Source organism: Amycolatopsis magusensis (genome assembly GCF_017875555.1).
Lineage (GTDB): Bacteria > Actinomycetota > Actinomycetes > Mycobacteriales > Pseudonocardiaceae > Amycolatopsis > Amycolatopsis magusensis.
Map to the genome: position 1 here is coordinate 3,560,385 of NZ_JAGGMS010000001.1, position 23,057 is coordinate 3,583,441.

Sequence of the window (23,057 nt, forward strand, 5' to 3'; positions counted from 1 at the left end):
TACCGACCATGACCACCATCGCCCCGATCGTCCCCGGCACCACAGCCCGGCGTGCCGGCGAAGTCGACAACCTCGCCACCTACCTCAGCTTCGGGCTCGCCTACGTGGTCGGGCACGGCGCCGCCGCGGTTTCCCACGGCGCCGACCCGCTGGTCCGGCTGCCCGGCTGGCTGCCGTTGACGCTGCTCGGCATCGGCCTCGCCGTCGGCACGGTGAACGCCACCATCGCCGCGACCCGTGCCCAGCGCGGTGCCGGTAAACCCGAGGCACTCGCCGGAAAACTGCTCGGCGCCGCCTGGATCACCGGGTTCACCGCCCTGTTCCTCGCCATCACCGGCCTGTCCGCCGCGATCGACCACCCCGAGTTGCAGGCCATGCTCTGGCCGGCCGGATCCAGCCTCGTGGTCGGCCTGCTCTACCTCGCCGAAGGCGTCGCACGGCGCAACGCGCTGCACTACACCCTCGGCACCTGCCTCGTGCTGGTCGCGGGCGTCTCGTTCCTCTTCGGCACGCCCGGGCTGTTCTGGATCCTGGCGGTCGTGGGCGGCTTCGCCTACGCCGTGGCCGCTGTCCTGGAGCGTCGGCGACTGGCCAGGGTGTGAGCGGAATGCTGAGCGACTGCGACGACATCGTGCTCGACGTGGACCCGGCGCAGCGGATCCACCGCGTCAGCAACCAGTTCTCCAGCTGGCACGAGTTCGCCTCGGAACCGTTGGAGGGGCGGGACATCTGCGACCTGCTGGCGCCGGACGCCCGCCCCGGCCTGCGGCACCGGCTCGTCGAAATCGCCGAGGGCCGCACGTGTTGCGCCCGGCTCCCCGCCACCGCGATCGACACGGGGCACCTGTCCTTCACCGCGTCGCTGACGTGCGTGTCGTCGCGTACCGGTTCGGCGGTCGTCACCCTGAATCCGGTCGGACGGCAAGCCGTGGTCACGGCACGCGAGAGCCGCCTCAGCACCACGGGCGCCCTCGTTCTCGAAGGCGTGGCGGCGGGCAAAGCCAGCAACGCCCTCGCGGCCCGCCTGCACCTGAGCAGCCCGGGGATCAACTACCACGTCAACGCCCTGCTCCGGCGGTTCGGCGTACCGAACCGCACGGCGCTGGTCGCCCGCGCCTACTCGATCGGCGCACTGGACGCCCACGTGTGGCCGCCCCGAGTACCTCCGGCGCTGGTCGGCTGATTCAGCGGGCCCAGGCCGGAGCCCACACGTCGTCGCCGGTTTCGGCTCGGTATCCCGTTCGGAGGTAGCCGAGGAAGTCGGCGAGGACGGGGTGCGGGTTGTCCGCCCGCCAGATGACCGAATGCGGATAGACCGGGGTCGGGTCGACCACGGAGATCCGGCGGAGGTCGTAGCTTTCCGGCCACAGGTAACGCGAGCCTTCGCCGACGAAAGTGGCGAGCCGGGTCGAGTCGGCGATTTCGGCGAGGAGGGCCTCGACGCCGAAGCTCGGGCCGATCGTGTCGATGGTGAGCCCGAACGCCTTCGCCAGGTCCTGGTAGTAGCCGACCGGTTCGGGCTCGGACAGGCCGGGCATCCAGATGGCGTGCCCGGCCAGCTCGGCCAGCGGCACGGAGGCGGCGTTCGCCAGCGGGTGCCGTGGCCCGACGAGGAGCTGGTGCCGGTCGTCGATGACACGTGCGGCACGCAGTCCGTCCGGGACCCGGCCCGCGGAGTCGCGCAGGGACCGGAAGGTGGCGTCCAGGGTGCCCGCGGTGATCTCGGCCAGCGCCGAGCCGGCGTGGGCGCCGGTCAGGGCGACGACGTCGAGTTCGATACCCGGGTGCCGCTGGTAGAAGGCGTGGAGGAGGTGGGCGGCCGCGACCCGGCGGTTGACCACGTCGACGCGGAGCGGCCGGCGTCCCGGGGTGACGGCCGCGGTGGCGCGTTCGGCGGCGCGCAGCAGTTCGCGTGCGTGGGGGAGCAGGGCCTGGCCGTCGACGGTGAGCCGCACGGCCTGGGCCGTGCGCACGAAGAGTTTCACGCCGAGTCGCCGCTCCAGGGCGGCGACCCGTTTCGAAGCCGCCTGCTGCGTGATCCCCAGCTCGTCAGCGGCGGCCTGGAACCGGCCCGCCTCGATCACGGCGACGAAGGTGCGAACCGCATCGAGCTCCACGCGGGAGAACCTACGCCCACAACGGTGGGTTGTGGCACGCCGTCCGCTCCGTTGTGGAGGCCCGCGTTACGCACCCGATGGGGCGCAGTCCCGGCCACCGTGTGTGACGCCGCGAGGGGATCACCCCCCAGGACGTGTTTTGTCGGCGCGTCAACGTGTTCGCCTTGTTCACAAGCCCGGCCGCGCGGGGTTGTAATGGTCTCTGCCTAATTCCGCCAGAGAAGGAAAATGATGAAAACCTCCCGAATTATCGCCGGTCTCTTCGTCGCGGTTTCTCCCCTCGCGCTGACCGTGCCCGCCATCGCGGACGAGCCCGCCGACTACGTCATCGAAAGCGCGAACGGCACGGAGCGGGTGTGGCAGCAGACGTGGTGGGACGGCGAACCGACCATCACCGGCGATTTCCACGGCAGCGACAACCAGCACTGGATTTTCTGGAGCAATCGCACCATCCAGAACACCGGTACCGACCTGTGCGCCACCGCGCACAGAGGCCGGGTCATCGGCGCGGACTGCAACGGCGACGACCCCGGCCAGCGCTGGCGGATCCGCGGTGAGCACAACCAGAAACAGCTCAAGAACGAGGAAACCGGCCTCTGCGCGACGTACGAGGGGCACGACGACCAACTGAGCCTGCACACCTGCGACTGGGACCGCGTCAACCAGCGCTGGTACCTCAACATCTGACCGGCCGCGGAGTGCGGGACCGGGCATCCGGTCCCGCACTCCGGATTTCCCGGCTCACGAATTGCTGCCGAATTCCGCTGGCGGCTCAAGGTTCGGCAAACTGTGCCGCCCGCGGTTCCCGCTATTCCGGATTCGAGAGAGGCCGTGGTCAATTCGGTGTCCTCGGCGGTGTGCGGAGCGCCGCGTGGAGGGGTGTAGGGTGGTGCTCCTTTCGAACTAGGGGGACACATGTTCGCGATCCAGCCCTGGAACCTGCTCGTGCTCGTGCTGCTGGTCGGCCTCATCACCGGCATCGTCGTGGTGGTGGTGAACCGGGCGAAGAAGAAGTGACACGTCGATCCGGTGCGCCGGCCGGAAGATGACCGACCACCGGCTGCCGCCGAACAGTTGTGCGAGTCCACTCTCGACGGTGCGTGGTCGGCTGGGCGACGCCCGCTACCCCGGCCCGGCCGCCGCGCCCCGGAGTACGCCGGCTGAACAGGCGGCGAAAGCCGCCGGATCCCGCTGATTGTCGGTGGGGCCGGGTAACGTCTCCGGTCGTGGACGCTCGGGAACGCATACAGGAACTCGCCGATCAGCTCGTCGTGCTGCGCGACGCCTACTACCGGGGATCACCGGTCGTGGCGGACGCGGAGTACGACGCGATCGAGGACGAGCTGCGCGGGCTGATCGAGGCAAACCCGGAGCTGGCGCCGGACCCGAACCCGCTGGAGCAGGTGGGCGCCCCGGGTGTGCTGCACGCGCCGATCCGGCACTCGCGCCCGATGTTGTCGCTGGACAAGGCGACCAAGCCCGAGCAGGTCGCGGCCTTCTTCGGCCGGTTCCCCGGGCAGCCGGTGGTGGTGATGCCGAAGCTGGACGGCCTGTCGCTGGCGCTGGTCTACGAGGACGGGCGGCTGGCCAGGGCGATCACCCGCGGCGACGGCACCACCGGTGACGACGTGACCGTGCTGGTGCGGGCGCTGACCGACGGGATCCCGCAGCGGGTCGACGCACCGGGCCGGGTCGAGGTGCGCGGCGAGGCGGTCATGCTGCGGTCCACCTTCGCCGCCTACAACACCGAGCACCCGGACAAGCCGCTGATCAACCCGCGCAACGCCGCCGCGGGCACGCTGCGGGCCAAGGACCCGGCCACCGTCGCCGGGCGGCGGCTGCGGTTCTTCGCCTTCGACCTGCACACCGAGCCCGACAGTGCGGAAACCGATCTGGCGAGCGCGTTGCAGACTCTGGGGTTCACCGCCGCCGAAATGCGTCACTGCGCCGACGCGGAAGCGGCGCAGGCGGTGATCGCGGCGATCGAGGAACAGCGCAACGACCTGGACTACGACCTCGACGGTGCCGTGCTGCGCCTGGCCGATCGGGACGCCTTCGCCGCCGCCGGGACGCGGTCGGCTTCACCCCGTGGCGCGCTGGCGTTCAAGTTCGCCGCCGAGGAGAAGACCACCGTGCTGTCCGATGTGGTCTGGGACGTGGGCAAGACCGGCAAGATCGCGCCGGTCGCCTGGCTGGAGCCGGTGTTCGTGGGCGGCACCACGGTCAGCCGCGCGACGCTGGCCAACCAGGAGGTCATCCGCGCGCGGGGCATCAAGATCGGCGACACGGTGCTGGTGCGCCGTGCCGGTGACGTGATCCCGTTCGTCGCCGGGGTGCTCGACGCTTCGAAACGCACCGGTGCGGAGCGGGAGATCGTGCCGCCCACCGAATGCCCGTCGTGCGGGCAGCCGCTGACCGAGCAGGGCAACAGCCGGGAACTGTTCTGTACCAACGTTTCCTGCCCCGCGCAGACGGTGCGACGGCTGATCCACTGGGCTTCGCGGGCAGCCGCGGACATCGACGCCATCGGCGGGGTGTGGATCGAGCGGCTGGCCGAAGTGGGGCTGCTGGAGCACCCGTCGGACTTCTACCGGCTGACCAAGGAACGGTTGCTGGAGTTCGAGCGCATCGGCGAGGTCTCCGCGACGCGCATGATCGATTCGATCGATGCGAGCCGTCAGGTCGGGTTGCGCCGGGCGCTGATCGGGCTCGCGATCCCGATGGCCTCGGAGGGCACGGCCGCGCGGTTGTGCCGGGCTGGATTCGGTTCGCTGGAAGAAGTAGCCGAGGCCGGTGTGGACGGTCTCGTGGCGGTGGAGGACATCGGCCCGAAGGTGGCCGCGTCGCTGATCGAGCACCTGACCCGGTTGCGGCCGGAGCTGGAAAGGCTGCGGGAGCGCGGGGTTTCGCTGGACGTGCGCGAGGAGGACCTGCCGCCGGTGGTGGCGGCCGGGGCGCCGCTGGCGGGCAAAACCGTGGTGATCACCGGCGCGATCAACGACCCGCGGTCCGGGGAGAAGGTGGCTCGCCCGACCTTCCAACGGTTGTGCGAGAAGGCCGGTGCGGCCATCGCTTCGTCGGTCTCGGCGAGCACCGACATGCTTATCACCGGCGCCGACGTCGGAGCCGCCAAGCTGACCAAGGCCGAGAAACACGGCGTCGAGGTGGTCGACCAGGGGGTGATCTGGCAGCAGCTAATCGCGGCCGGCGTGGTCTAGCGCGGAGACCTTCGTCCCGACGAGCCGGATGAGGTCGAGGGCGGCCGCACGGACCTCGCCGTCGGTGTCGACAGCCGGGTCGTAGGCGGCGAACGTGGCGCTGACGATCGGCAGCCGAGCGCTCACGGCCTCGACGATGCGCTGGACCTCGGCGGCGTCGGGCCCGTCGGGCACGGCGTACTCGTTGGCCGGGCCGACCAGCCGCGAGTCGTGCACGTCGAGGTCGATGTGCAGGTGGACCCGGCGGACCTTCGGCAGGGCCGCCGCCACTTCGTCCGCCCGGGCCGGGAGCAGGCGGATGCCGGACCCGTCCACAATGGCCTGCTCCGCCGCCCCTAGGTCGCGGGCGCCGATCAGCAGGACGTGCTCGTCGGGCACCGGGCGGAAGCCGGGAATCGTGCGGGCGAGCGTGCTCCAGCAGCGGCCGGTGAGCACGGAGAGACCCATGCCGTCGAAGAAGCCCGAGGTCGTGGTCTCCGGGGTGTTGAGGTCGCCGTGCGCGTCGAGCCAGAGCACGGCGAGGTCGTCGTCGTTCGTGGACAGTCCGGATACCACGCCGACGGACGCGTTGCAGTTGCCGGACAACACCACCGGCGCCACCCCGTCAGCCACCGCGCGGCGAACATGCCCGGCGATGGCGCGCTGGATCTCGGTGGCCGTGCGGACTTCCTGGGTGAAGCCGGGGTTCTCCAACTCCACGGTCACCACTTGGTCCGCGGCCAGCAGCCGATCCGCCCCGCCCCGAAGCAACGCGGACGGCCCGGCGCCCATGCGCTGCTCGCGATGCCCGGAGTCGAACGGCGAAAGGATCAGTCGTGTCGCACGCATCCGCAGAGCATGCCACCGCCGGACTCGCCCTGTCGCTCGAATAGACGGCCACCACTGCGGAATGGCCGAAGTGGACAAGCCTTCCCGGAGCCCTAACGCCTTGTGGTGGTGAGGGTGGTGAGGGCTTGCCGGACGGTGGGTGCGTCCGGGAGTTCTGTCGGGCGTGGACCGCGAAAGGACTTGGTGCTGGTGGGGGCGAAGGGCAGGCCGGTGGCCAGTGCGCGCGCGCCGACGGCGAGGGCTTCGCCCAGGAGACTGACGCCGATCGAGAGTGGGATCGAGCGGAGATCGCCGTTCATGCCGGTCGAGGTGGCCAGGAAAGCCAGGCCGCCGTTGACCACCAGCGACAGCACCCACACCGCGTAGGCCCGGGCCGGATAACGCTGCCACAGCACACCGTCCTTGACGAGCAGGCGCACGGTCGAGCCCCGCAGCAAGCCGAAGGCGAGCCCTGTCGCCGAGGTGACGGCCAGCCAGAACCAGTCCCCGGCGGCGGGGTGGCCGGCGTCGGCGACCTGGTGTACCCCGAGGGCCAGCAGGACGATCGGGGTGGCGAACAGGTCGCGCGCGGCGAGTGGTTCGCCGATCGCGCGGCGGACGACGGTGTAGCCGATCCCCGCGATGACCAGGACGATCGTCAACCAGCCAGGCATGGTTCCCCCTTATTTAGCGCAGCCGTGCCAATTAAATTAGCAAGAGTGTGCTATAAAGGCAACCGTGCCGAAGATCGTCGATCCCGGGAGCAGGCGCACCGAGGTGGCCGAGGCGGTGTTCCGCGTGGTCGTCACGCGCGGGTTGGCCCAGGCGTCCCTGCGCAACGTCGCGGCGGAGGCCGGGCTCGCCATCGGGTCCGTCCGGCACTACTTCACCGGCAGCGACGAAATGATCGAGTTCGCGCTCGAGGTGTTCATCGAGCGGGTTTCGGTCCGGGTGCTGGCCAGGGTCGACGACGTCCGGGCCGCGTCGTCCGCCGAAGCCCGCCGCGCCGCGGTTGAGGAGTTGCTGGCCGAACTGCTGCCGCTCGACGACGAGCGCTACACCGAATGCGTGGTGTGGCTCGCTTTCGCCGATGCCGCGCGCACGAGCCCCCGGCTACAGCCGTTGCTGCGCAAGCTCTACGACGGGACCCGGATGGTGATCCGCAAGGTGCTCGAACGCTCGGCCGCGTCGGGCAACCTGACCGAGGGGCTGGACATCGAGGTGGAGGTCGAGCGGCTGGGCGCGCTCATCGACGGCCTGCTCACCGACGGCGTGGTGCAGCCCGACCGGATGACCCCGGAACTGAGCCGGGCCGTGCTGCGCGCCCACCTGGACAGCATTTCCCGATCAGCCGGGTGAGAAGCTCAGCACCGCCTTGCCGTCGCCGACCGCCACGGCCTTCACCTCCAGGCCGTTCATGATCGTGGAGCGGCCGGTGTCCAGCGGCGAGGTGATCGCCCCGCTGCCGAACTTCGCGCCGACCTGCATCACGCCGCCGGAAATGCTGCGGACGCGGAAGAGGGTGAACCCGTACCGCCGCGGAGCCGGGACCACGGCGCTGGGACTCACCAGCACCTCGCACCGGCCGTCTCCGCAGGCAGCCAGGTTCTCGCCGTCCTTGGCCGCGGGCAGGTCGACCGGCGTGGCCGACGGTTTGCCCTCTTCTGCCTTGGCAGGACGGCACTTCTCGGCCTGCTGGTGTGCCTGGGCGACGGTGCCGTCCGCGGCGGCCAGCGTGGCCAGGTCGAGTCCCTGCGGCTTCAGCGTCTTCAATGTGGACGAGACCTCGGCGACCCAGCCGCGCACGGTTTCCTCGGCGACGTCGAACTGCCTCGCGTACCCGCCGACCTTGGTGCTCAGCTCCTCCGCGGTCTTCGTGTACGCCTCCACCAGTTCCGCTCCGCGCGGAAACCGTTCCGGGGCCAGGGAAGCGGTCCGGAAGTCGACGCTCTGCAGCTCGCTGCTCACCGAGCTCAGGTAGGTGTCCAGGTCCATCGCGACGAACTCGTCGCGCAGGTCCTCCGGTGGCTGCGGCGGAGAGAAGAACACCTTGGTCGCTTCGCAGAATTCGTTCAGCCACGCGACCTGATCCGGGGTGGGCGGCGGAGCCGGGGTGCTCGTGGGCGGTGGCGGCGGGGCGGCCGGTGTCCCGTCCGGCGCCCCGCAAGCGGCGAGACTGCACAGGACCAGGGCCGCGGCGCCGAGCCGCACTTCTTTCCGCATGCACCTTTCCTACGCACCGGGGCCGGGACGGGTCCCGATCTGGCAGCTTCAGGCCGCGCGTATCCGGCGGATACCGCGGTTTCATCGCGATTTCATCGCCTCCGAGCAGGCTGGCGCCAACTGCATCGGTGAGGAGCCCGAGTGACCAAGAACGTCGCCCCGAGGCGGTGGGTGTGCCTGCTGGCCGCCGTCACCGCCACCGCCGCGCTGGCCGCGCCCGCGTCGGCCCAGCCCCAGCACGCCGGTACCCAGGAGGTCCTCGACCGCTACCGCGCCAAGGCCGGGCCGGGCGCCGCGATCTTCGCGGGCGACCGCGCCGCCTCGTGGAACCTGAGCAGCGGCACCGCGAACATCGGCAGCCCGAACCTGCCCATCCGGCCAGCCGACCACTTCCGTGCGGCCAGCCAGACCAAGACCTTCACCGCGGCCGTCGTGCTGCAACTGGTCGACGAAGGCCTGGTGGAGCTGGACGCGCCGATCGACCGGTATCTGCCGGGCGTGGTCACCGGCAACGGCTACGACGGCACCAAGATCACCGTGCGGCACATCCTCCAGCAGACCAGCGGGATCGCGAGCCCGCCGATCACCGCGTATGTCAAGCCGACCAACCCGGACGGCACCTTCACCCTGCGGGACCTCGTCCGCATCGGACTCGGCACGCCGCCGCTGTTCGAGCCGGGTACGAGCTGGGCCTATTCCAACGTCAACTACCACGTCGCCGGGTTGCTGATCGAGCAGCTCACCGGGAAGCCGGCGGCCGAGGCGATCACCAGCCGGATCATCGAACCGCTCGGCCTGGCCGAGACGCGGTTCCCGGCGCCTGGCGACAAATCGCTGGAGACGCCCTACGTCCCTGGCTACACCGGCGGCCGGGTGGGGCCGTTCTTCTTCTGGACCGAGACCACCTTCGGCATCCCCGTCGTCCTCGAAATCGACATCGCCTCGCTGGCGAGCACCGCAGGGGCCGTTCTGTCCACAATGGAGGATCTGTCGAAGTTCTACCGGGGGTTGTTCGACGGGCAGGTGGTTTCCGCCGGTTCGCTGGCCGAGATGCGGCGGACCGTGGCGATCCCCGGCGGCCTTCCCGGCTACGGCTACGGCCTCGCGCTGGTCCAGCAACCGTTGTCGTGCGGCGGAAACGCGTGGGGACACCCCGGTGACCTCGCGACCGGGCACTCCTCGCTCACCGCGGTCACCGACGGCGGCCACCACGCCTCGATGGTGACCAACACGATGTCCTCGGCCACCAACCCGCTGCGGGAGGACCTCATCGACGCCGCGCTCTGCGAGACCGGCTGAGCCACCAGGCCACCGCTGCTCCCGCCAGGAGGATGAGCAACAGCGGGAAGAGCGTGGGCACCCACGGCCAGGCCGGGCCGTCGAGGACGAGGCTGTCGGCGGGGAGCTCCAGCACCTTCGCCGCCCAGCGTGCGGTGGCGACATCGGTGCTCCCCGCGAGGTCGCGGACCGTGACCTCGTAGGCGAAGCCGGGCTGGTGGTGCACGTATTCGGGGGCCGGGCCGCCGTCGACCGGAACCACGCCGCGGGCCGCGGCGCCGGGCACGAGCAAGCGGTCCAGGTCCGGTGCGGCACCGGCCAGCCCGGCTCGCGGCACGAAGGTGAGGCCGTGCCGGGACCGCACGGGCCCGCCGTCGGCGGTCAGCGCGATCGTGCGGGCGGCGAGGGACTGGCCACCGTGCGTGTCGAACACCGATGCCAGTTCGATCTCACCGGTGCCTTGGGTGAGCAGCACGCCAATCTTCGGCGGGAGCCAGATGAACCCGGCGTTGATGATGGCGACCGGATCCGGCATGCCCGCTTCGGGGGTCACGGGTGGATCGGTGTGCTGCCAGCCGACTTCCGCGGCAGCCGCCGCGGCCACGTCGGGGCCGATCATCCGCGTGATCACGTGCAGCGTGCCGTCGATGCCGGACAGGATGCCCGCGGTGGAGACGAGGTCGCCGTCGTCGACGAACCGCTGTCCGCGAACCCAGTTCACCGCCGGGTAGTCGGCCTCGAACTCACCGATCCGCAGCCAGTGCGAGGTGGCGGACCGGCCGTCGAGCAGACCCGCCGAGGCGAGTACGCCGGAACCGTTGCACACGCTCAGCAACTGCGCGCCCCCGGCGGCCTGCGTGCGCAGCCAGTCGGTGACCGGTTTCGTGCTGGGTTCGCCGACATCGGGGAACGCGGGCACGACCACCAGGTCCGCGATCGGCGTGCGGGCCGCGAGGTCGTCGAAGGTGAGGTCCGGGACCAGGTCGAGGCCGCCGGTCAACGGCACGGGACGGCGCTGCGGCGCCACCGTGTAGACGTTGAACCGGCCCGTGGCGGCCAGGATTTCGTACGGGGCAAGGACATCGGAGACCACGGCACCGTTGTCGCCCACGACGACCGCGGCGGTCGGCTTGGCGGGGTCGTGCGGGATCGGCGCGACTGCCGGGACGGGCCGCTCCGGGCCCGGGGCGTAGAGGGCGCCGAACGCCGCCAGCGCGGAGAAGGTCGCCCCGACGGCCGGGACCACCAGCACCGCGAGCACCACGGCGAGCACACGGAAGGTGCGGCGCAGGAAGGCAGGCATGGCGTCAGTGCCAGTACTCGGCGCGGCGCCACAACATGGCGGCCAGCATCAGCGGGAACATGAGCACGTGCCCGGCGATCATCACCGCCGAGCCCGACAGCAGCCCGAACCAGTACGGCACGAGCAGCGCCGCGAACGGCAGGAACATCACCGCGGACATCTCAGCGATCCGCGGCCACGAGTGGCGCCGGACGGCCATCCACAACGCCATCGCGACGGTCATGTCGGTGGCCATCACGAGCGCGCCGACGTCCGCACGCGCCACCCACGCTTCGGGCCAGAGCGGGCCGAGCGCCATCATGCCGACGAGCATGGCGACGATCATTTCCACGTAGTGCCCGACGAAACGGGCGAGTTTCCGGTTGCGACTCCGGTCGGGTGCGGCGGTTGTCATGAGGGGGACCTCCGGTTCGATGAACTGTCTCGACCGAGGATCGCCGCCGGAGCCGCCGTTGCCAGGTGCCGGAGGTCATGGATGGGGTCATGCCGTGGCATGACCCGGGCGTCACAACAGGCCGAGCGCGCGGGCGCGCAGGGCGGCCTGGGTGCGGTCGCGGGCGCTTAGCTTGGCCAGCACGTTGGTCACGTGGTTCTTCACCGTGCCCTCGGCGAGGAACAACGACGCGGCGATCTCACGGTTGCTGTGCCCGTCCGCCAGCAGGCGCAGCACCTCCAGTTCGCGGTCGGACAGCGGGACCACCAGCGGCTGCGGCCGTGGTTCCGGGTCGGCGTCGGGCAGTTGCGCGAAGCGGGCTACCACCTTCGCCGCGACCGAGGGTTGCAGCACCGACTCGCCACGGGCGGCGGCCAGCACCGCGTCCACCAGTTGCGCCGAGGACACGTCCTTCAGCAGGTAGCCGAGCGCGCCGGCGCGCAGGGCGGCGAACACGTCCTCGTCGTCGTCGAACGTGGTCAGCGCGATGACCTGGACGCCGGGTCGCTCGGCCCGCAGGCGGCGCATGGCGGCGATGCCGTCCAGGACCGGCATGCGCAGGTCCATCAGCACGACGTCGGGGTTCAGCTCGGCGGTCCGGCGCAGCGCCTCCTCGCCGGTGCCCGCCTCGCCGACCACCTCGATGTCGTCGCGGATGGCCAGCAGCGTCGCCAGCGCCTCGCGGAAGAGCGCCTGGTCGTCCACGAGCAGCACGCGGACAGGGCTCATGCGGGGACCTCCATGGTCAGCGTGCAGCCCGTGCCCGGGGCGGGTTCGAAGGTCAAGTGCCCGCCGAGGCTCGCGGCCCGTTCCCGCAGGCCCAGCAGGCCGAAGCCCGGCGTGCGCCCGTCCACGGCACCCGTCCCGTCATCGCGGACGGCAACGCGGACCTCGGCTTCCGCGTAGTCCAGTACGAGCTCGGCGTGGGTCGCGCCGGCGTGCTTGCGGACGTTGGTCAGGCCTTCCTGCGCGGTCCGGTACAGCGCCTCACGGACTTCGTCGGCCAGTGCCCGTTCGGTCCCGGAGATGGTGACCTCGGTGGGGATACCGGTCGCCGAGGTCTCTTCGGCCAGCGCGCTCAGCGCTTCGGGCAGTGGCGGGATCGACCGCGGTTCGCGCAGCGTGCTCACCGAACGGCGGACGTCGGCCAGCGCGGCTTCGGCCTGCTCCTGCGCCTTCGCGAGCACGGTGTCGGCCTTGGCCGAGTCGCTCTCCAGCACCGCCCTCGCGGCTTTGACCTGCATCTGCACCACCGTGAGTGCGTGCCCGAGCCCGTCGTGGATGTCGCGTGCCACGCGATTGCGTTCGTGCGCTGTGGCGAGCCGTTCCGCCTGCGCCGCGTAGTCGCGCAACTGCTCGTGTGCCTTGGCGAGTTCGCGACGGGTCTTCTGCTCGCGCTGCAGCAATTCGGTGATGACCGCGGCGAAGACCACCGAGGCGAACAGGCCGAGGCCCTCGCGCAACGCCTGGTCCCAGGCCATCCCGGCGTGCGCGAGCGGCACGAGCAGGATCACCAGCGCGGTGCCGGGGCGCGGGAGCAGCAGCACGCACTGGCTCACCAGCACGACGAAGAAGAGCGTGGCGCCGACCCCGGGGTCGAAGACGAACACCGTGTACGCGAGCGGGAGCTGCAACACGACGTACGCGATCGACCAGCCGAGCTGCCCGCGCCGGCGCACCCAGGCGAACCCGGCCGTGCCCACCGTCGCGAACACCGCGCCGAGCAGCATCGCCCACACGGGTTCGGCCGACGCGAGCGCGCCGACGGCCAGCGTGAGGAACGCGCCGCCGGTCAGCAGCGCGAAAGCCCGGTTCATGGGGCCACTCTGGGGTGTCCGGTGGCCGAGGTCAACGCCCGTGCACGGAGCTGTTACCGGCCGCCAACCACGCCCCCGTCCGCCCTGGTGACCACGATGGTGGCCGAGCGGGGGCGCCCGGCCGGGGGGAAGTCGGGCCAGTTGGAGCTCGCGCGCGGGTTGTCCGGGGTGCCGGAGTCGCCGGGGTGCTGGATGTTCACGAACAGCGAGCGACCGTCCGGAGTGGACGTGATGCCGGTGATCTCGCAGCGTCGCGGGCCGACCAGGAAGCGCCGGATCTCGCCGGTCTCGGGGTCGGCCGCCAGCATCTGGTTGTTCTGCGCGGCGCCGTCGACCAGCGGCTGGGTGCCGTCGGTCTGGATCCACAACCGGCCCGCGGCGTCGAACCACAGGCCGTCCGGTGAACCGAAGGCCTGGTCGGCGGGCACGGTGGCGCCACTGGCCTGGTCGCCGGCGAGCAGGAAGATGTCCCAGTCGAACCGGCCGGCGGCCGGGTCGCCGCCCTCGTCGATCTTGAGGATGTGCCCGTAGCGGTTGTTCAGCCGTGGGTTGGCCGCGTCGACCGATTCGGTGCGGGCGGTGTTGTTCGTGCAGGTGAAGAAAACCGCGCCGGTGCCGGGTTGCACGGTGCACCACTCCGGGCGGTCCATCGGCGTCGCGCCGACCGCGTCCGCGGCGAGCCGGGTGTGGATCAGCACCTCGGCCTGCCCGGCGAAACCGTCGGCGGCGGTCAGGCCGGGCTCGCCGTGGACCAGCGGCAGCCAGCGGCCGGAGCCGTCGGCCTCGAACCGGGCGACGTACAGCGTGCCCTCGTCGAGCGGGCTGCGCCCCTCGGCGCGTGCCTGGTCGATCGGTTCGGCGCCGACGAACTTGTAGAAGTAGTCGAACTGCGTGTCGTCGCCCATGTAGACCACGGCTTCGCCGCTCCTGCCCCGCACGACGACGGCGTTCTCGTGCTCCATGCGCCCCAGCGCGGTCCGCTTCTTCGGGGTGGATTCCGGGTCGAACGGATCGATCTCCACCACCCAGCCGAACCGGTTGTACTCGTTCGGCTCGGCCCGCATGTCGAACCGGGATTCCGTGGTGTACCAGGGATACGGGGCTTCGGAGCCGATGCCGTAGCGGTCCTCCGGCGAACCCGGCCGGGGCGGCTGCTCGCCGTGGTAGAAGTACTTGTTGATGGTCTCTTCGCAGGTCAGGTAGGTGCGCCAGGGGGTCGGGCCGCTGGCGCAGTTGTTCAGCGTGCCGAGCACGCGCACGCCTTCGGGGTCCGCGCTGGTGCGCAGCCACGGGTGACCCGCCGCGGGGCCGGTGATCTCGGCGGGCGTGGTCATGGTGATCCGGCGGGCGAACTTCGACTCGGCGAGGTGCCAGCCGCCGCCGAGGCGGTCGCGCTTGACCTCGATCACCGAAACCCCGTGCGCCGCCTGCGATTTGGCGGTCTTCTCCGGGGTCCAGGCGGCTCGGCCGTCCGGGTGCAGCAGCTGCTCGGTGGTGGCCTCGTGGTTGACGCAGAGCAGCCCGGCCCGGCCACCGCCTCCGGTGAACGGGAAGAACCACATGCCGTCGTGGTGGTCACCGGCCTGCCGGGCCTGGTCCGCCGCGCTGTTGCTCGCGTCCTCGGCGAACGCGGGCCCGGACGGCACGATGGGCTGGCCCCACGGGAACAGCACCTGGTACCGGTAGCCCGGCGGCAGCACGACCTCGTCGGCGGAACTCGGCGGGATCGCGGGGAAGCCGAGCAGTCCCTCGGCTCGCGCGCTCGCTTTCGGCGCGGCGGCGAAGAACGACGCGGCCGCGGTGGCGAGGCCACCCGCCAGCGCCGTCCGGCGGGACAGGCGGCGCTGGGCCAGCTCGGAGATCGACGGGGGCGTGGTCCGCTCGGGAGGCATGGCGGCAACGCTACGAACCGCACATGGCCCACCCTCCACGTCCGCGTGAACGCGGGCCGAACTACGGCAGTGGCGGGGGCGTCGGCGAACACGATGTGGCCCGAACTCCGCGCCGCGGCCCCAGGTCAGCTCGAAGTCGCTGGCCAGCTTGCCGGGCGGGCCGGTGATCGCCCGCAGCACGGACGATCCACTGTAGACAGCGCCGGAGTGGTTGGCTGCCCACCCCGTCGGCCGGAGACCGCAGCGACGACGATCACGGTACGGGTCACAGCGCGGCCAGTTCGTCGGTCAGGTCGTCCAGGCCGAGTGAGCCCGCCGACAAGGCCGCCATGTGCCACGCCTTGGCGTCGAACTCGGCCCCGCGGGCGATGCGGGCGGCTTCGCGGCCGGCCAGCCAGGCTCGCTCGCCGAGTTTGTAGCTGATCGCCTGGCCGGGGCGGCCGAGGTAGCGGGTGATCTCGCTGTCGATGTAGGCGTCCGGTTCGCTGCTGTACTCGGCGAACAGGGCGCGGCCGAGTTCCGGCGTCCAGCGCTGCCCGGCGCCGACCGGTGAGCCGGCGGGGATCGGCAGTCGCAGGTGCATGCCGATGTCGATGACCACCCGGATGGCCCGGAGCAGTTGGCCCTCCAGGTAGCCGAGCCGGGCGCCGGGTTCGCGCAGGTAGCCGAGTTCGTCCATCAGCCGCTCGGCGTAGAGGGCCCAGCCTTCGGTGCACGCGCTGACCGCGCCGATGCCCGCTTGGAACAGCGAGAGCCGGTCGCTGAGGTGTGCCCACTGCGCCAGTTGCAGGTGGTGTCCCGGCACGCCCTCGTGGTACCAGGTGCTGACCAGGTTCCACAGCGGGAAAGTGGTGCGGCCAAGGGTGGGCAGGTAGGTGCGGCCGGGGCGGCTGAAGGACCGGTCGGGACGGACGTAGTACGGCGCGGCGGCGCTGCCCGTGGGTGCCTCGTGGGCCTCCACGCGGCGGATCGGCTCGGCGAGGTCGAAGTGCGTGCCGTCGAGTTCGGTGATGGCCTCGTCCATCAGCGCCTGCAGCCGGGCGAGGATGGCGGGGACGCCCTCGAAGCGCTCGGCGTGCTGGTTGAGGTGGGCCATCGCCTCGGCGACCGGGGCGCCGGGCAATATCTTCGCGGCTTCCTCGGTGATCTCCGCTTGCAGCCGGTGGAATTCGGTCCAGCCCCACTCGTAGGCCTGGGTGAGGTCGAGGTTGGCGCCGGTCCACTGGCGGGCGGTCACCTGGTACCGATCAGCGCCGACACCGTCTGGTGTGCCCTCGGTGCGTGGCAGGTAGTCCTCGGACAGCCAGCGGCTCAGTCTGCTTACGGCTTCCCCGGCTTGTGCGGCGGCCCGATCGAGGTCGGTGCGGAGGGGGTGCGGCAGTTCTTGTGCGGCTTTTGTGGCTCGTGTGGCGAACTCGGCGAACCAGCCACGCCCGTCGGCGACTGCGGCCCAGTCGCCCAACTGCCCAGCCAACGTACGAACCTGCCGCGGCGCCGCGGTGAGCCCCTTCGCCGCCCCAGCCCGCAGCGACTCGGTGTAGCCCGCCAACGTCGCCGGCACATTGGCCATCCGCCGGGCGATCACCGCCCAGTCGTCCACGTCGGTCGTCGGCATCATCGAGAACACCAGGCGGGTGACGTGCACGGGCCCGAGGATGTTGGACACGTCACGCAGGTGCTCCCCGGACTCGCCCACTGCCAGGTTCGATTCGAGCCGTTCCCGCAAGAGCCGCGCACACCGCCGCTCGTCAGGGTCGCCCGGCTCCTTCCCGGTCAACTCGCCAAGCTTCACCAACGTACGACGATCAAGCTCGGCGCGAGCCTGGTGCCCCTCGGGAGAAAAGTCAGGCAACCGGTCCTCCCCGGGGCTCAGCCCGGTCATGGTGCCGATGATCGGATTCAGCTCGGCCAGGTCGTCGGCATAGGCGTCAGCGAGTTCGCGGATCGCGCGGACTGGGTTGGACATGGGCTCCATCGTGGCCCAGAAGCCCCCCTCTGAGCCAGGTGCCGCAGAGGCCCTGGTTGACCCCCCCTTGGCCGGTGCCCTCTCATCCCGGTGGCTTCCCCCTCCCGCACCCGAACCCCACACTCCCGCACCCGAACCCCACGTTCAGGCACCCGAACCCCACGTTCAGGCACCCGAACCCCACGTTCAGGCACCCGAACCCCACGTTCAGGCACCCGAGTTCTACGTTCGAGCACCCGAGTTCCACGTTCGGGCAGTCGAACTCCACGACCGAGCGGGCGAATCCCATGCCCGAGCGGAGGGGTTTTGCGTTCGGGCGGGGAGCCTGCGTTCGGGCGGGCGAAGCGACGGCCGAGTGACCAAGCCGACGTTCGGCGAACATGTTCCGCACTCGCCTACCCCGGCTCACGCAATCGATACGGCCAATTCGCATTCGATGCCTGTCCTTCGCCGAAGGGCTGAACTCGGCTGCCTGAATGTGGAACTCGGCTACCTGAGCGCGGGTTTCGGCTGCGGGAATGTGGAACTCGGGTGCCTGAAGGTGAAGCTCGGCTTCGTGAGTGTGGGGTTCGGGCGCGTGAACGTTGGACTCGGTTGCGCGAACGTGGGGTTCGAGTGTTTGAACGTGGGTTTCGGGTCCCCGAGTGTGTAACTCGGCTTCGGCGGTGCGGGCCTTGGCTTGGCGAGCGTGGGGATTGGCGTGCGAGTGTCCAACTCGGTTGCGCGAATGTGCGACTCGGCTGCAGGAGTGTGGTGTTCGGCTTCGCGAGTGTGCGGTTCGGGTGTCTGAACGTGGGGTTCGGCTTCGCGAGTGTGGGGTTCGGGTGTCTGAACGTGGGGTTCGGGTGTGGGCGGGGTTAGGGGTGGGTGGGGTGGGGGGTGGCTTGGTGGAAGAGGTAGGCGGAGGCGGCGAAGAGGGTGGTGAAGAAGGCGTTCAGGCCCAGTAGTTCGAGGACGGACGTGGCGGGGGAGTGGTGTTTGCCCAGGGCGAAGGCGATCACGGCGACCACGGCGGTGGCGGCCGCGGTGGCGAGCAGGGCGCGCGACATGCCCGCCGGGCGGAAGCGGGCGGCGAGGGTGCCGACGACGCCGACGGCCAGTACGCCCAGGTACATCAGGTCGGCCCGGTCGCCTTCGACGCCGATGAGGCCGACCGCGCCCAGGCCCCACAGCAGGGTCAGCGCCGCGAACAGGGCGACGACGACGGCGGATCTGTAGGCGGTCTTCTGCTTCTTCATCACGTTCTCCGGTAGGTGGATCTGGAACAGGTGGCTCCGCCAGGAGTAGTCGGCCGGGAGGCCGCGGAGCATGCGGGACAGGACACCGAGCGCGATGCGGCTGTCGCCGGTGCCGGTGGCGCGTTCGTGCGCGAGGTGGTCGTGCAGGTCGGCGTCGAGCTCGGCGATGCGTCGTTCGGCGATCGGGGTGGGCAGGTCCCTGGTGTAGAACCGCACCCAGCGGCCCACTAGTGCGGCCGCGCGTTCCGGCGTCATGCGGACTCCGGGGCGATGCGCGGCGCGAACCGGGTGGCCCGGGCGGCTTGGGCTTGGGTGGCCACTTGGGCTCCCTTCGGGGTGAGTTCGTACAGGCGTCGGCGTGGGCGGCCTTCGGCTTCGGCCGCGTCCTCCCAGGTGGAGGTGAGCAGGCCGAATTCCTCCAGCCTGCCCAGGGCTTTGTACAGAGTTCCGTGGCTGGTCAGCGCCGATGATCCACTCTGCTCCCGCATGACCTGCGCGAGGCCGAACCCGTGGAAGGTGGTCTGTCCAGGGCGTTCGGCCGACAACGCGGCTGCGAGGATTTCGGTCTCGAGAGGCAGCAGGCTGCCCGGCTTCCGGCGCGGCATGGGACGAGTATAGGAAGATATCTTCCGATAAGTCAACGTCCCTGGTGGGAGCCGCCGAGGAGGGCTTCGGCGCGCAGGGCCGCCTGGGTCCGGCTGGTCACGCCGAGCTTGGCCAGGACGTTGCCGACGTGCACCTTCACCGTGCGCTCGGCCAGCCCGAGCCGGCGCGCGATGTCCCGATTGGACAGTCCGGAACCCAGTAGCGACAACACTTCCCGTTCGCGTGGCGTCAAGCCGGGGTCGGGGCTGCCGCACAGCGTCGCCGCGGCGGACGGGCTGATCACGGTGATTCCTTCATGTGCGCCACGAACGGCGGCGGCCAGTTCCGCCCCCGTGGCGTCCTTCACCACGAACCCGGCCGCACCCTGGGCCAGTGCCTGCCGGATCTCGTGCCGTCGCCCGATGGTGGTCAGCATCAGCACGGGCGGCGGCTCGGCCAGCCGCTCCCGCAGCACCCGGAGTGTCTCCAGACCGTCCATTCCGGGCAGGTAGAGGTCGAGCAGGACCACGTCGACCGGTTCGCCGGAAGCCAGGAACGCCAGCAGTTCCGCGCCGCCGGCGCACTGCGCGGCCACGGCGATGCCCGGCTGCGCGGCCAGCACCATCGCCAGCCCTTCCCGGACCAGCGCGTGGTCGTCGACCACCACGACACGAACCACGGAGATCACCTCGATGCCCCGCACTCTACTGTCGGGACGTGCTCAGCCAGTTCCGCGCCCGCTCGGACGTCGGCATGATCGTGCTGGTCGGCGCGCTGCTCTGGGCCAGCGGCCTCGGCACGGGGAGCTGGCAGGCGGTGCTGGCGGGTGCCGTGCAACTCCTGCCGCTCGCCGTGCGGCGGCAGGCGCCCGGCGTCGTGCTCGCGGTCGTCGGTGCGGCGACCGTGGCCCAGTTGCTCCTCGGCCCGCCCCGCAACGTCGCGTACGTGCCCGTCCTGCTCGGCCTCTACACCGTGGCCGCGGCACCCCGCCAAGCCGTGCGCTGGAGCATCGCGGGTGGGGTCGCCGTGGCGGTGGCGGTGGTGATGGGCGAGGTCAAGGGCCTGGTGGAGGGCACCCTGCTGGCCCTGGTGGTGTTCGGCCTGGCGTGGACGCTGGGACTGGAACGAAGGCGGCACGTGGCTGATCGTGCGCGCATCGCCCGGCACGAAGTGGAGCGCGCCGCTGCGGAACGCCGGGAGCGCACGGCGAGGCGGCTGCACGACACGCTCGCCCACACCACCACGGTGATGCTCGTGCAGGCCGAAGCCTTGCGCGCCACCAGTGAACTCAGCGGTGCTGACCGCAAGCGCGTGGACGCGATACTCAGCGCGGGCCGGGAAGCGCTGACCGAGGTGCGGCAGACCCTCCGGGACCTGGCGGAGGACGACGAGCACCCCGGCGCGGTGACCGCCGAACTGCCCGAACTGCCCGAACTGCTCGAACGCTTGCGTGCCGCCGGTCTCGTGCTGCCCGAAGAACCCGTGGACCTGCCGGACGGGGTCGCCGGGGCGCTGGCCGGGCGGGTGATCGCGGAGGCGGCCACGAACGCGCTGCGGCACGCCGGTCCCGGCACGCGGGTCCGGATCAGCACCCGGATCCGCGACCGCGAGTCGCAGGTGGAGATCGTCAGCGACCTGCACTCGGTGGCGAAATCGGCTGAGGGCAGCGGTTTCGGGCTGGCGAGCCTGACCGCCGAGCTGGCGGAACACGGCGGACGGCTGGAAGCCGGTCCGCGCGGGCGGCGCTGGGTGGTCCGGGCGGTCATTCCCGTGCCAGCAGTTCCGACACCGTGACGAACCGGTAGCCGAGGCCCCGCAACCGCTGGACCAGCGGGGCGACGGCCTGCCTGCTCGTGGTCCGGCTCTGGTACATGGCGTGCAGCAGGATGATCGAGCCGGGCCGGGTGTGCTCGGCGGCGTGCTCGACGATCCCGGACGGGCTGGCGGCGACCTCGGCGTAGGAGTCCGGTTCGACGTCCCACATGATCGTCTGGCGCTGCCGCTGGGAGAGATAGTGCGGCAGGGCCAGGAACTTCTTGCCGTTGGGCGGGCGGAAGGTGATCTCACCCCGGTAGCCGGTCCGCCGGATCAGCGTGTCGGTGCGTTCGACCTCGTCGGCCACCGTGCGAGGGGTCACGAACACCATGCGCTCGTGCGAGTAGCTGTGGTTGCCGATCTCGTGCCCCGCCTGCGCGATCCGCGCGCCCAGTCCCGGTTGCCGCTCCAGTTCCCGGCCGGTGAGGTAGAAGGTGGCCGGGACAGCCGCGGTGGCCAGGGTTTCGAGCAGTTCGCCGGTGCCGGCCGGGTCGGGTCCGTCGTCGAAGGTGAGTGCCACCAGCTTGTCCGGCACCTCGACCCGGTGGGTGAGGCCGCCGAAGAACTGGAAGGTGCGGGCGCTGACGAGGACGTTGAGGCCGTAGGCCGAAGCGGCCAGCACGGTGGTGACGATCAAGCCGAGCACCACCAGTTTGCGGGCACGCGGCGAAGCGGGGAGGACGCGCATGCGTGCAGGGTGGTGGTTCCGGGCGGCGGCGCGGAAGCGGCCTTGGTACTAGTACCTACGTCCTCGCCGGGCGGCGGGGACGCATGATCAAAGCCGCGACGTAGTAGGTGCAGGGGATGTCGCCGGGATTGGCGTAGCCGTGGGGCGCGTCGGCGGCGAAGTAGAGCGAATCGCCGGGTTCGAGCCGGTGTGCCGTGTCGCCGACGGTGAGGCGCAGGGCGCCCGATTCCACCACGACGAACTCGTGCGAGCCGGGAGCGTAGGCGGGAAAGACCCCCGCGTCGCGTCCGGCGGGCAGCGTGGTGCGGACCCATTCGAAGTTCACCCCGGGCACCACCGGGCTGAGGATCGTGCGCTGCCAGCCGCCGGGTTCGTCGATCACGTCCTGCTCGGCGGCCCGCCGGAGCACCACGCGCCGGGGCGTGGCGAGCAGGTCGGCGACGGGCACGCCGAGGCCGTCGGCGATCCGGGCGAGCACGACGATGGTGGCCGCCTTCTGCCCACGTTCGACGGCGGACAGCATCCCGGTGCTCACCGAAGCGGAGTCGGCGAGGTCCTGCAGCGTCCAGCCGCGCTCGGTGCGCAGGTCCTGGATGCGTGTACCGAGGTCTACGAGATCCACGCAGTGCACTATAGTGCAGACATGTTCACTATAGAGAAGGCGGCTGTCCGATCGATAACGGACGCCGACTTCGACGTGGTGGCGGCGATCTTCGGCCACTACGTCGAGCACACCACGGCAACCTTCGAAACTGTGCCGCCGAGTACCACGCACTGGCGGGAGAAAGCCGAGGAGCTGGCCGGTCGCGGCTTGCCGTTCCTGGTGGTGGAAGTCGACGGAGCCGTGGCCGGATTCGCTTACGCGGCACCGTGGCGGACCAAACCGGCCTACCGGCACACGGTGGAGAACACGGTGTACCTGGCGCCGGAATGGACCGGGAAGGGCTTGGGGCGGCTGCTGCTCGACTCGCTGGTCGAGCGGTGCCGTGCGGCCGGGATGCGCCAGGTGATCGCGGTGATCGCCGGGGACGGGGCTTCGGTGGCGCTGCACCGGAAGTGCGGGTTCACCGAAGCCGGGGTCCTCCGGAACGTCGGGTTCAAGTTCGAGCGGTGGCTCGATACCCGGTTGTTCCAGCGGGAACTGTGAGGTGGCTGTCGATCAGCCCGGCCGCGGTGGCGGCCGCCTCCGCCACGGCGGTGGGGCGTGCGCCGGTCTCGTGCAGCAGCGCGGCGGTGCGGAAGACCAGGAGCAGGTGCCCGGCCAGCGCGGCCGGGTCCGGGGCGCCGGCTTCGGCAGCCAGCTCGGTCATGCGGTCACTGAGCGTGTCCTCGTGCCGCTGGATGACCTGGTGGCTGAACGGGCCGGTCGGCGGAACCCCGGCGAAGGTGCAGCCGGTCAGCGCCGGGTCCTCGGTGCACACGCGCAGGGTCTCGAACAACGCCAGCAGGCGGCGCCTGCCGTCCGTTCCCGCGGCGGCGATCTCGCGGTCGAAAACGGCCTGCCAGCGGACATCCCGGCCGTCCAGGTACGCGGCGTGCACCGGGTCGCCCCGGCGGGCGGGCACCGGCAGGCCGTGCCGGATGGCGTTCCCGGCGTGGATCCCGTAGGCGAAATCCTTCCAGAAGGTGACGATCGCCTGGCGCATCTTCCTCATCCTCTCCGTCGGCTGTCGATGG

Annotated in this window: 24 protein-coding genes; 8 read left to right on the forward strand and 16 right to left on the reverse strand. The window is 70.9% G+C overall.

Annotated features, from left to right (window positions below; translation table 11 throughout):
• Positions 1-8 precede the first annotated feature (8 nt).
• Together JOM49_RS15670 and JOM49_RS15675 are read left to right on the forward strand one after the other, a co-directional pair.
• A complete protein-coding gene (locus tag JOM49_RS15670) occupies positions 9-602 on the forward strand; it encodes an ABC transporter permease (protein WP_209665008.1) in 594 nt (197 codons plus the stop codon).
• 5 nt (positions 603-607) lie between these two features.
• The gene (locus tag JOM49_RS15675; RefSeq protein ID WP_209665009.1) at positions 608-1,183 is read left to right on the forward strand and encodes a helix-turn-helix transcriptional regulator; all 576 of its coding nucleotides are present in this window, start codon (positions 608-610) and stop codon (positions 1,181-1,183) included.
• A 1-nt stretch (position 1,184) separates the two neighbouring features.
• Here JOM49_RS15675 and JOM49_RS15680 read toward each other — a convergent pair whose 3' ends face one another.
• Positions 1,185-2,117 (reverse strand): LysR family transcriptional regulator, encoded by a 933-nt coding sequence (locus JOM49_RS15680; protein WP_209665010.1) that lies wholly within the window; start codon positions 2,115-2,117, stop codon positions 1,185-1,187.
• Positions 2,118-2,345: 228 nt separating this feature from the next.
• Between JOM49_RS15680 and JOM49_RS15685 the strand changes: the two genes are divergently transcribed.
• Together JOM49_RS15685 and ligA are read left to right on the forward strand one after the other, a co-directional pair.
• Positions 2,346-2,804 carry an RICIN domain-containing protein gene (locus tag JOM49_RS15685; protein WP_209665011.1) on the forward strand — a complete coding sequence of 153 codons (459 nt, stop codon included), beginning with the start codon at positions 2,346-2,348 and terminating at the stop codon, positions 2,802-2,804.
• A 539-nt stretch (positions 2,805-3,343) separates the two neighbouring features.
• Positions 3,344-5,335 carry an NAD-dependent DNA ligase LigA gene (gene ligA, locus JOM49_RS15690; protein ID WP_209665012.1) on the forward strand — a complete coding sequence of 664 codons (1,992 nt, stop codon included), beginning with the start codon at positions 3,344-3,346 and terminating at the stop codon, positions 5,333-5,335.
• Here the strand turns inward: ligA and JOM49_RS15695 are convergent.
• The gene (locus JOM49_RS15695; RefSeq protein ID WP_209665013.1) at positions 5,312-6,163 is read right to left on the reverse strand and encodes an arginase family protein; all 852 of its coding nucleotides are present in this window, start codon (positions 6,161-6,163) and stop codon (positions 5,312-5,314) included. The two genes, ligA and JOM49_RS15695, sit on opposite strands and share 24 nt — an antisense overlap.
• A gap of 92 nt (positions 6,164-6,255) precedes the next feature.
• Positions 6,256-6,816 (reverse strand): DUF1453 domain-containing protein, encoded by a 561-nt coding sequence (locus JOM49_RS15700; RefSeq protein WP_209665014.1) that lies wholly within the window; start codon positions 6,814-6,816, stop codon positions 6,256-6,258.
• A gap of 64 nt (positions 6,817-6,880) precedes the next feature.
• On the opposite strand from JOM49_RS15700, the gene JOM49_RS15705 reads away from it, so the two are divergent.
• A complete protein-coding gene (locus tag JOM49_RS15705) occupies positions 6,881-7,501 on the forward strand; it encodes a TetR/AcrR family transcriptional regulator (protein ID WP_209665015.1) in 621 nt (206 codons plus the stop codon).
• Here JOM49_RS15705 and JOM49_RS15710 read toward each other — a convergent pair.
• Complete coding sequence (locus JOM49_RS15710) at positions 7,490-8,365, reverse strand: hypothetical protein (RefSeq protein WP_209665016.1); 876 nt, start codon at positions 8,363-8,365, stop codon at positions 7,490-7,492. The two genes, JOM49_RS15705 and JOM49_RS15710, sit on opposite strands and share 12 nt — an antisense overlap.
• A 141-nt stretch (positions 8,366-8,506) precedes the next feature.
• On the opposite strand from JOM49_RS15710, the gene JOM49_RS15715 reads away from it, so the two are divergent.
• On the forward strand, positions 8,507-9,664 hold the full coding sequence (locus JOM49_RS15715) for a serine hydrolase domain-containing protein (protein ID WP_209665017.1): 1,158 nt from the start codon (positions 8,507-8,509) through the stop codon (positions 9,662-9,664).
• Here the strand turns inward: JOM49_RS15715 and JOM49_RS15720 are convergent.
• The 9 genes from JOM49_RS15720 to JOM49_RS44060 form a co-directional block, all read right to left on the reverse strand.
• Positions 9,633-10,946, reverse strand: coding sequence for a DJ-1/PfpI family protein (locus JOM49_RS15720; RefSeq protein ID WP_209665018.1), 1,314 nt, complete (start codon positions 10,944-10,946; stop codon positions 9,633-9,635). The two genes, JOM49_RS15715 and JOM49_RS15720, sit on opposite strands and share 32 nt — an antisense overlap.
• A gap of 4 nt (positions 10,947-10,950) precedes the next feature.
• Positions 10,951-11,340: a hypothetical protein gene (locus JOM49_RS15725; protein ID WP_209665019.1), complete on the reverse strand. Its 390-nt coding sequence runs from the start codon at positions 11,338-11,340 to the stop codon at positions 10,951-10,953.
• A 111-nt stretch (positions 11,341-11,451) separates the two neighbouring features.
• Positions 11,452-12,108, reverse strand: a complete 657-nt coding sequence (locus tag JOM49_RS15730) for a response regulator (protein WP_209665020.1) — start codon at positions 12,106-12,108, stop codon at positions 11,452-11,454.
• The gene (locus JOM49_RS15735; protein WP_209665021.1) at positions 12,105-13,196 is read right to left on the reverse strand and encodes a sensor histidine kinase; all 1,092 of its coding nucleotides are present in this window, start codon (positions 13,194-13,196) and stop codon (positions 12,105-12,107) included. Before JOM49_RS15735 ends, JOM49_RS15730 begins: the two co-directional genes overlap by 4 nt.
• 53 nt (positions 13,197-13,249) lie before the next feature.
• Positions 13,250-15,088, reverse strand: coding sequence for a PhoX family protein (locus JOM49_RS15740; protein WP_209665022.1), 1,839 nt, complete (start codon positions 15,086-15,088; stop codon positions 13,250-13,252).
• A 265-nt stretch (positions 15,089-15,353) separates the two neighbouring features.
• A complete protein-coding gene (locus JOM49_RS15745; RefSeq protein WP_209665023.1) occupies positions 15,354-17,054 on the reverse strand; it encodes a DUF885 domain-containing protein in 1,701 nt (566 codons plus the stop codon).
• An 857-nt stretch (positions 17,055-17,911) separates the two neighbouring features.
• Positions 17,912-18,547, reverse strand: coding sequence for a hypothetical protein (locus JOM49_RS15750; protein ID WP_209665024.1), 636 nt, complete (start codon positions 18,545-18,547; stop codon positions 17,912-17,914).
• A complete protein-coding gene (locus tag JOM49_RS15755; protein ID WP_209665025.1) occupies positions 18,544-18,897 on the reverse strand; it encodes a PadR family transcriptional regulator in 354 nt (117 codons plus the stop codon). The genes JOM49_RS15750 and JOM49_RS15755 overlap by 4 nt, the downstream gene beginning before the upstream one ends.
• A gap of 32 nt (positions 18,898-18,929) precedes the next feature.
• Positions 18,930-19,556: a response regulator gene (locus JOM49_RS44060; RefSeq protein WP_209665026.1), complete on the reverse strand. Its 627-nt coding sequence runs from the start codon at positions 19,554-19,556 to the stop codon at positions 18,930-18,932.
• Between the two features lie 38 nt (positions 19,557-19,594).
• Here JOM49_RS44060 and JOM49_RS42975 point away from each other — a divergent pair, with 38 nt between their 5' ends.
• Positions 19,595-20,671: a sensor histidine kinase gene (locus JOM49_RS42975; protein ID WP_209665027.1), complete on the forward strand. Its 1,077-nt coding sequence runs from the start codon at positions 19,595-19,597 to the stop codon at positions 20,669-20,671.
• Here the strand turns inward: JOM49_RS42975 and JOM49_RS15770 are convergent.
• Positions 20,640-21,380 carry a polysaccharide deacetylase family protein gene (locus JOM49_RS15770; RefSeq protein ID WP_209665028.1) on the reverse strand — a complete coding sequence of 247 codons (741 nt, stop codon included), beginning with the start codon at positions 21,378-21,380 and terminating at the stop codon, positions 20,640-20,642. The two genes, JOM49_RS42975 and JOM49_RS15770, sit on opposite strands and share 32 nt — an antisense overlap.
• Before the next feature lie 55 nt (positions 21,381-21,435).
• Positions 21,436-22,002, reverse strand: a complete 567-nt coding sequence (locus tag JOM49_RS15775) for a helix-turn-helix domain-containing protein (RefSeq protein WP_209665029.1) — start codon at positions 22,000-22,002, stop codon at positions 21,436-21,438.
• Between the two features lie 21 nt (positions 22,003-22,023).
• Between JOM49_RS15775 and JOM49_RS15780 the strand changes: the two genes are divergently transcribed.
• Complete coding sequence (locus JOM49_RS15780; RefSeq protein ID WP_209665030.1) at positions 22,024-22,527, forward strand: GNAT family N-acetyltransferase; 504 nt, start codon at positions 22,024-22,026, stop codon at positions 22,525-22,527.
• On the opposite strand, the gene JOM49_RS15785 is transcribed toward JOM49_RS15780, so the two are convergent.
• Entirely contained in the window at positions 22,478-23,035 is a 558-nt protein-coding gene (locus JOM49_RS15785; RefSeq protein WP_209665031.1) for a hypothetical protein, read from the reverse strand. The two genes, JOM49_RS15780 and JOM49_RS15785, sit on opposite strands and share 50 nt — an antisense overlap.
• Positions 23,036-23,057 lie beyond the last annotated feature (22 nt).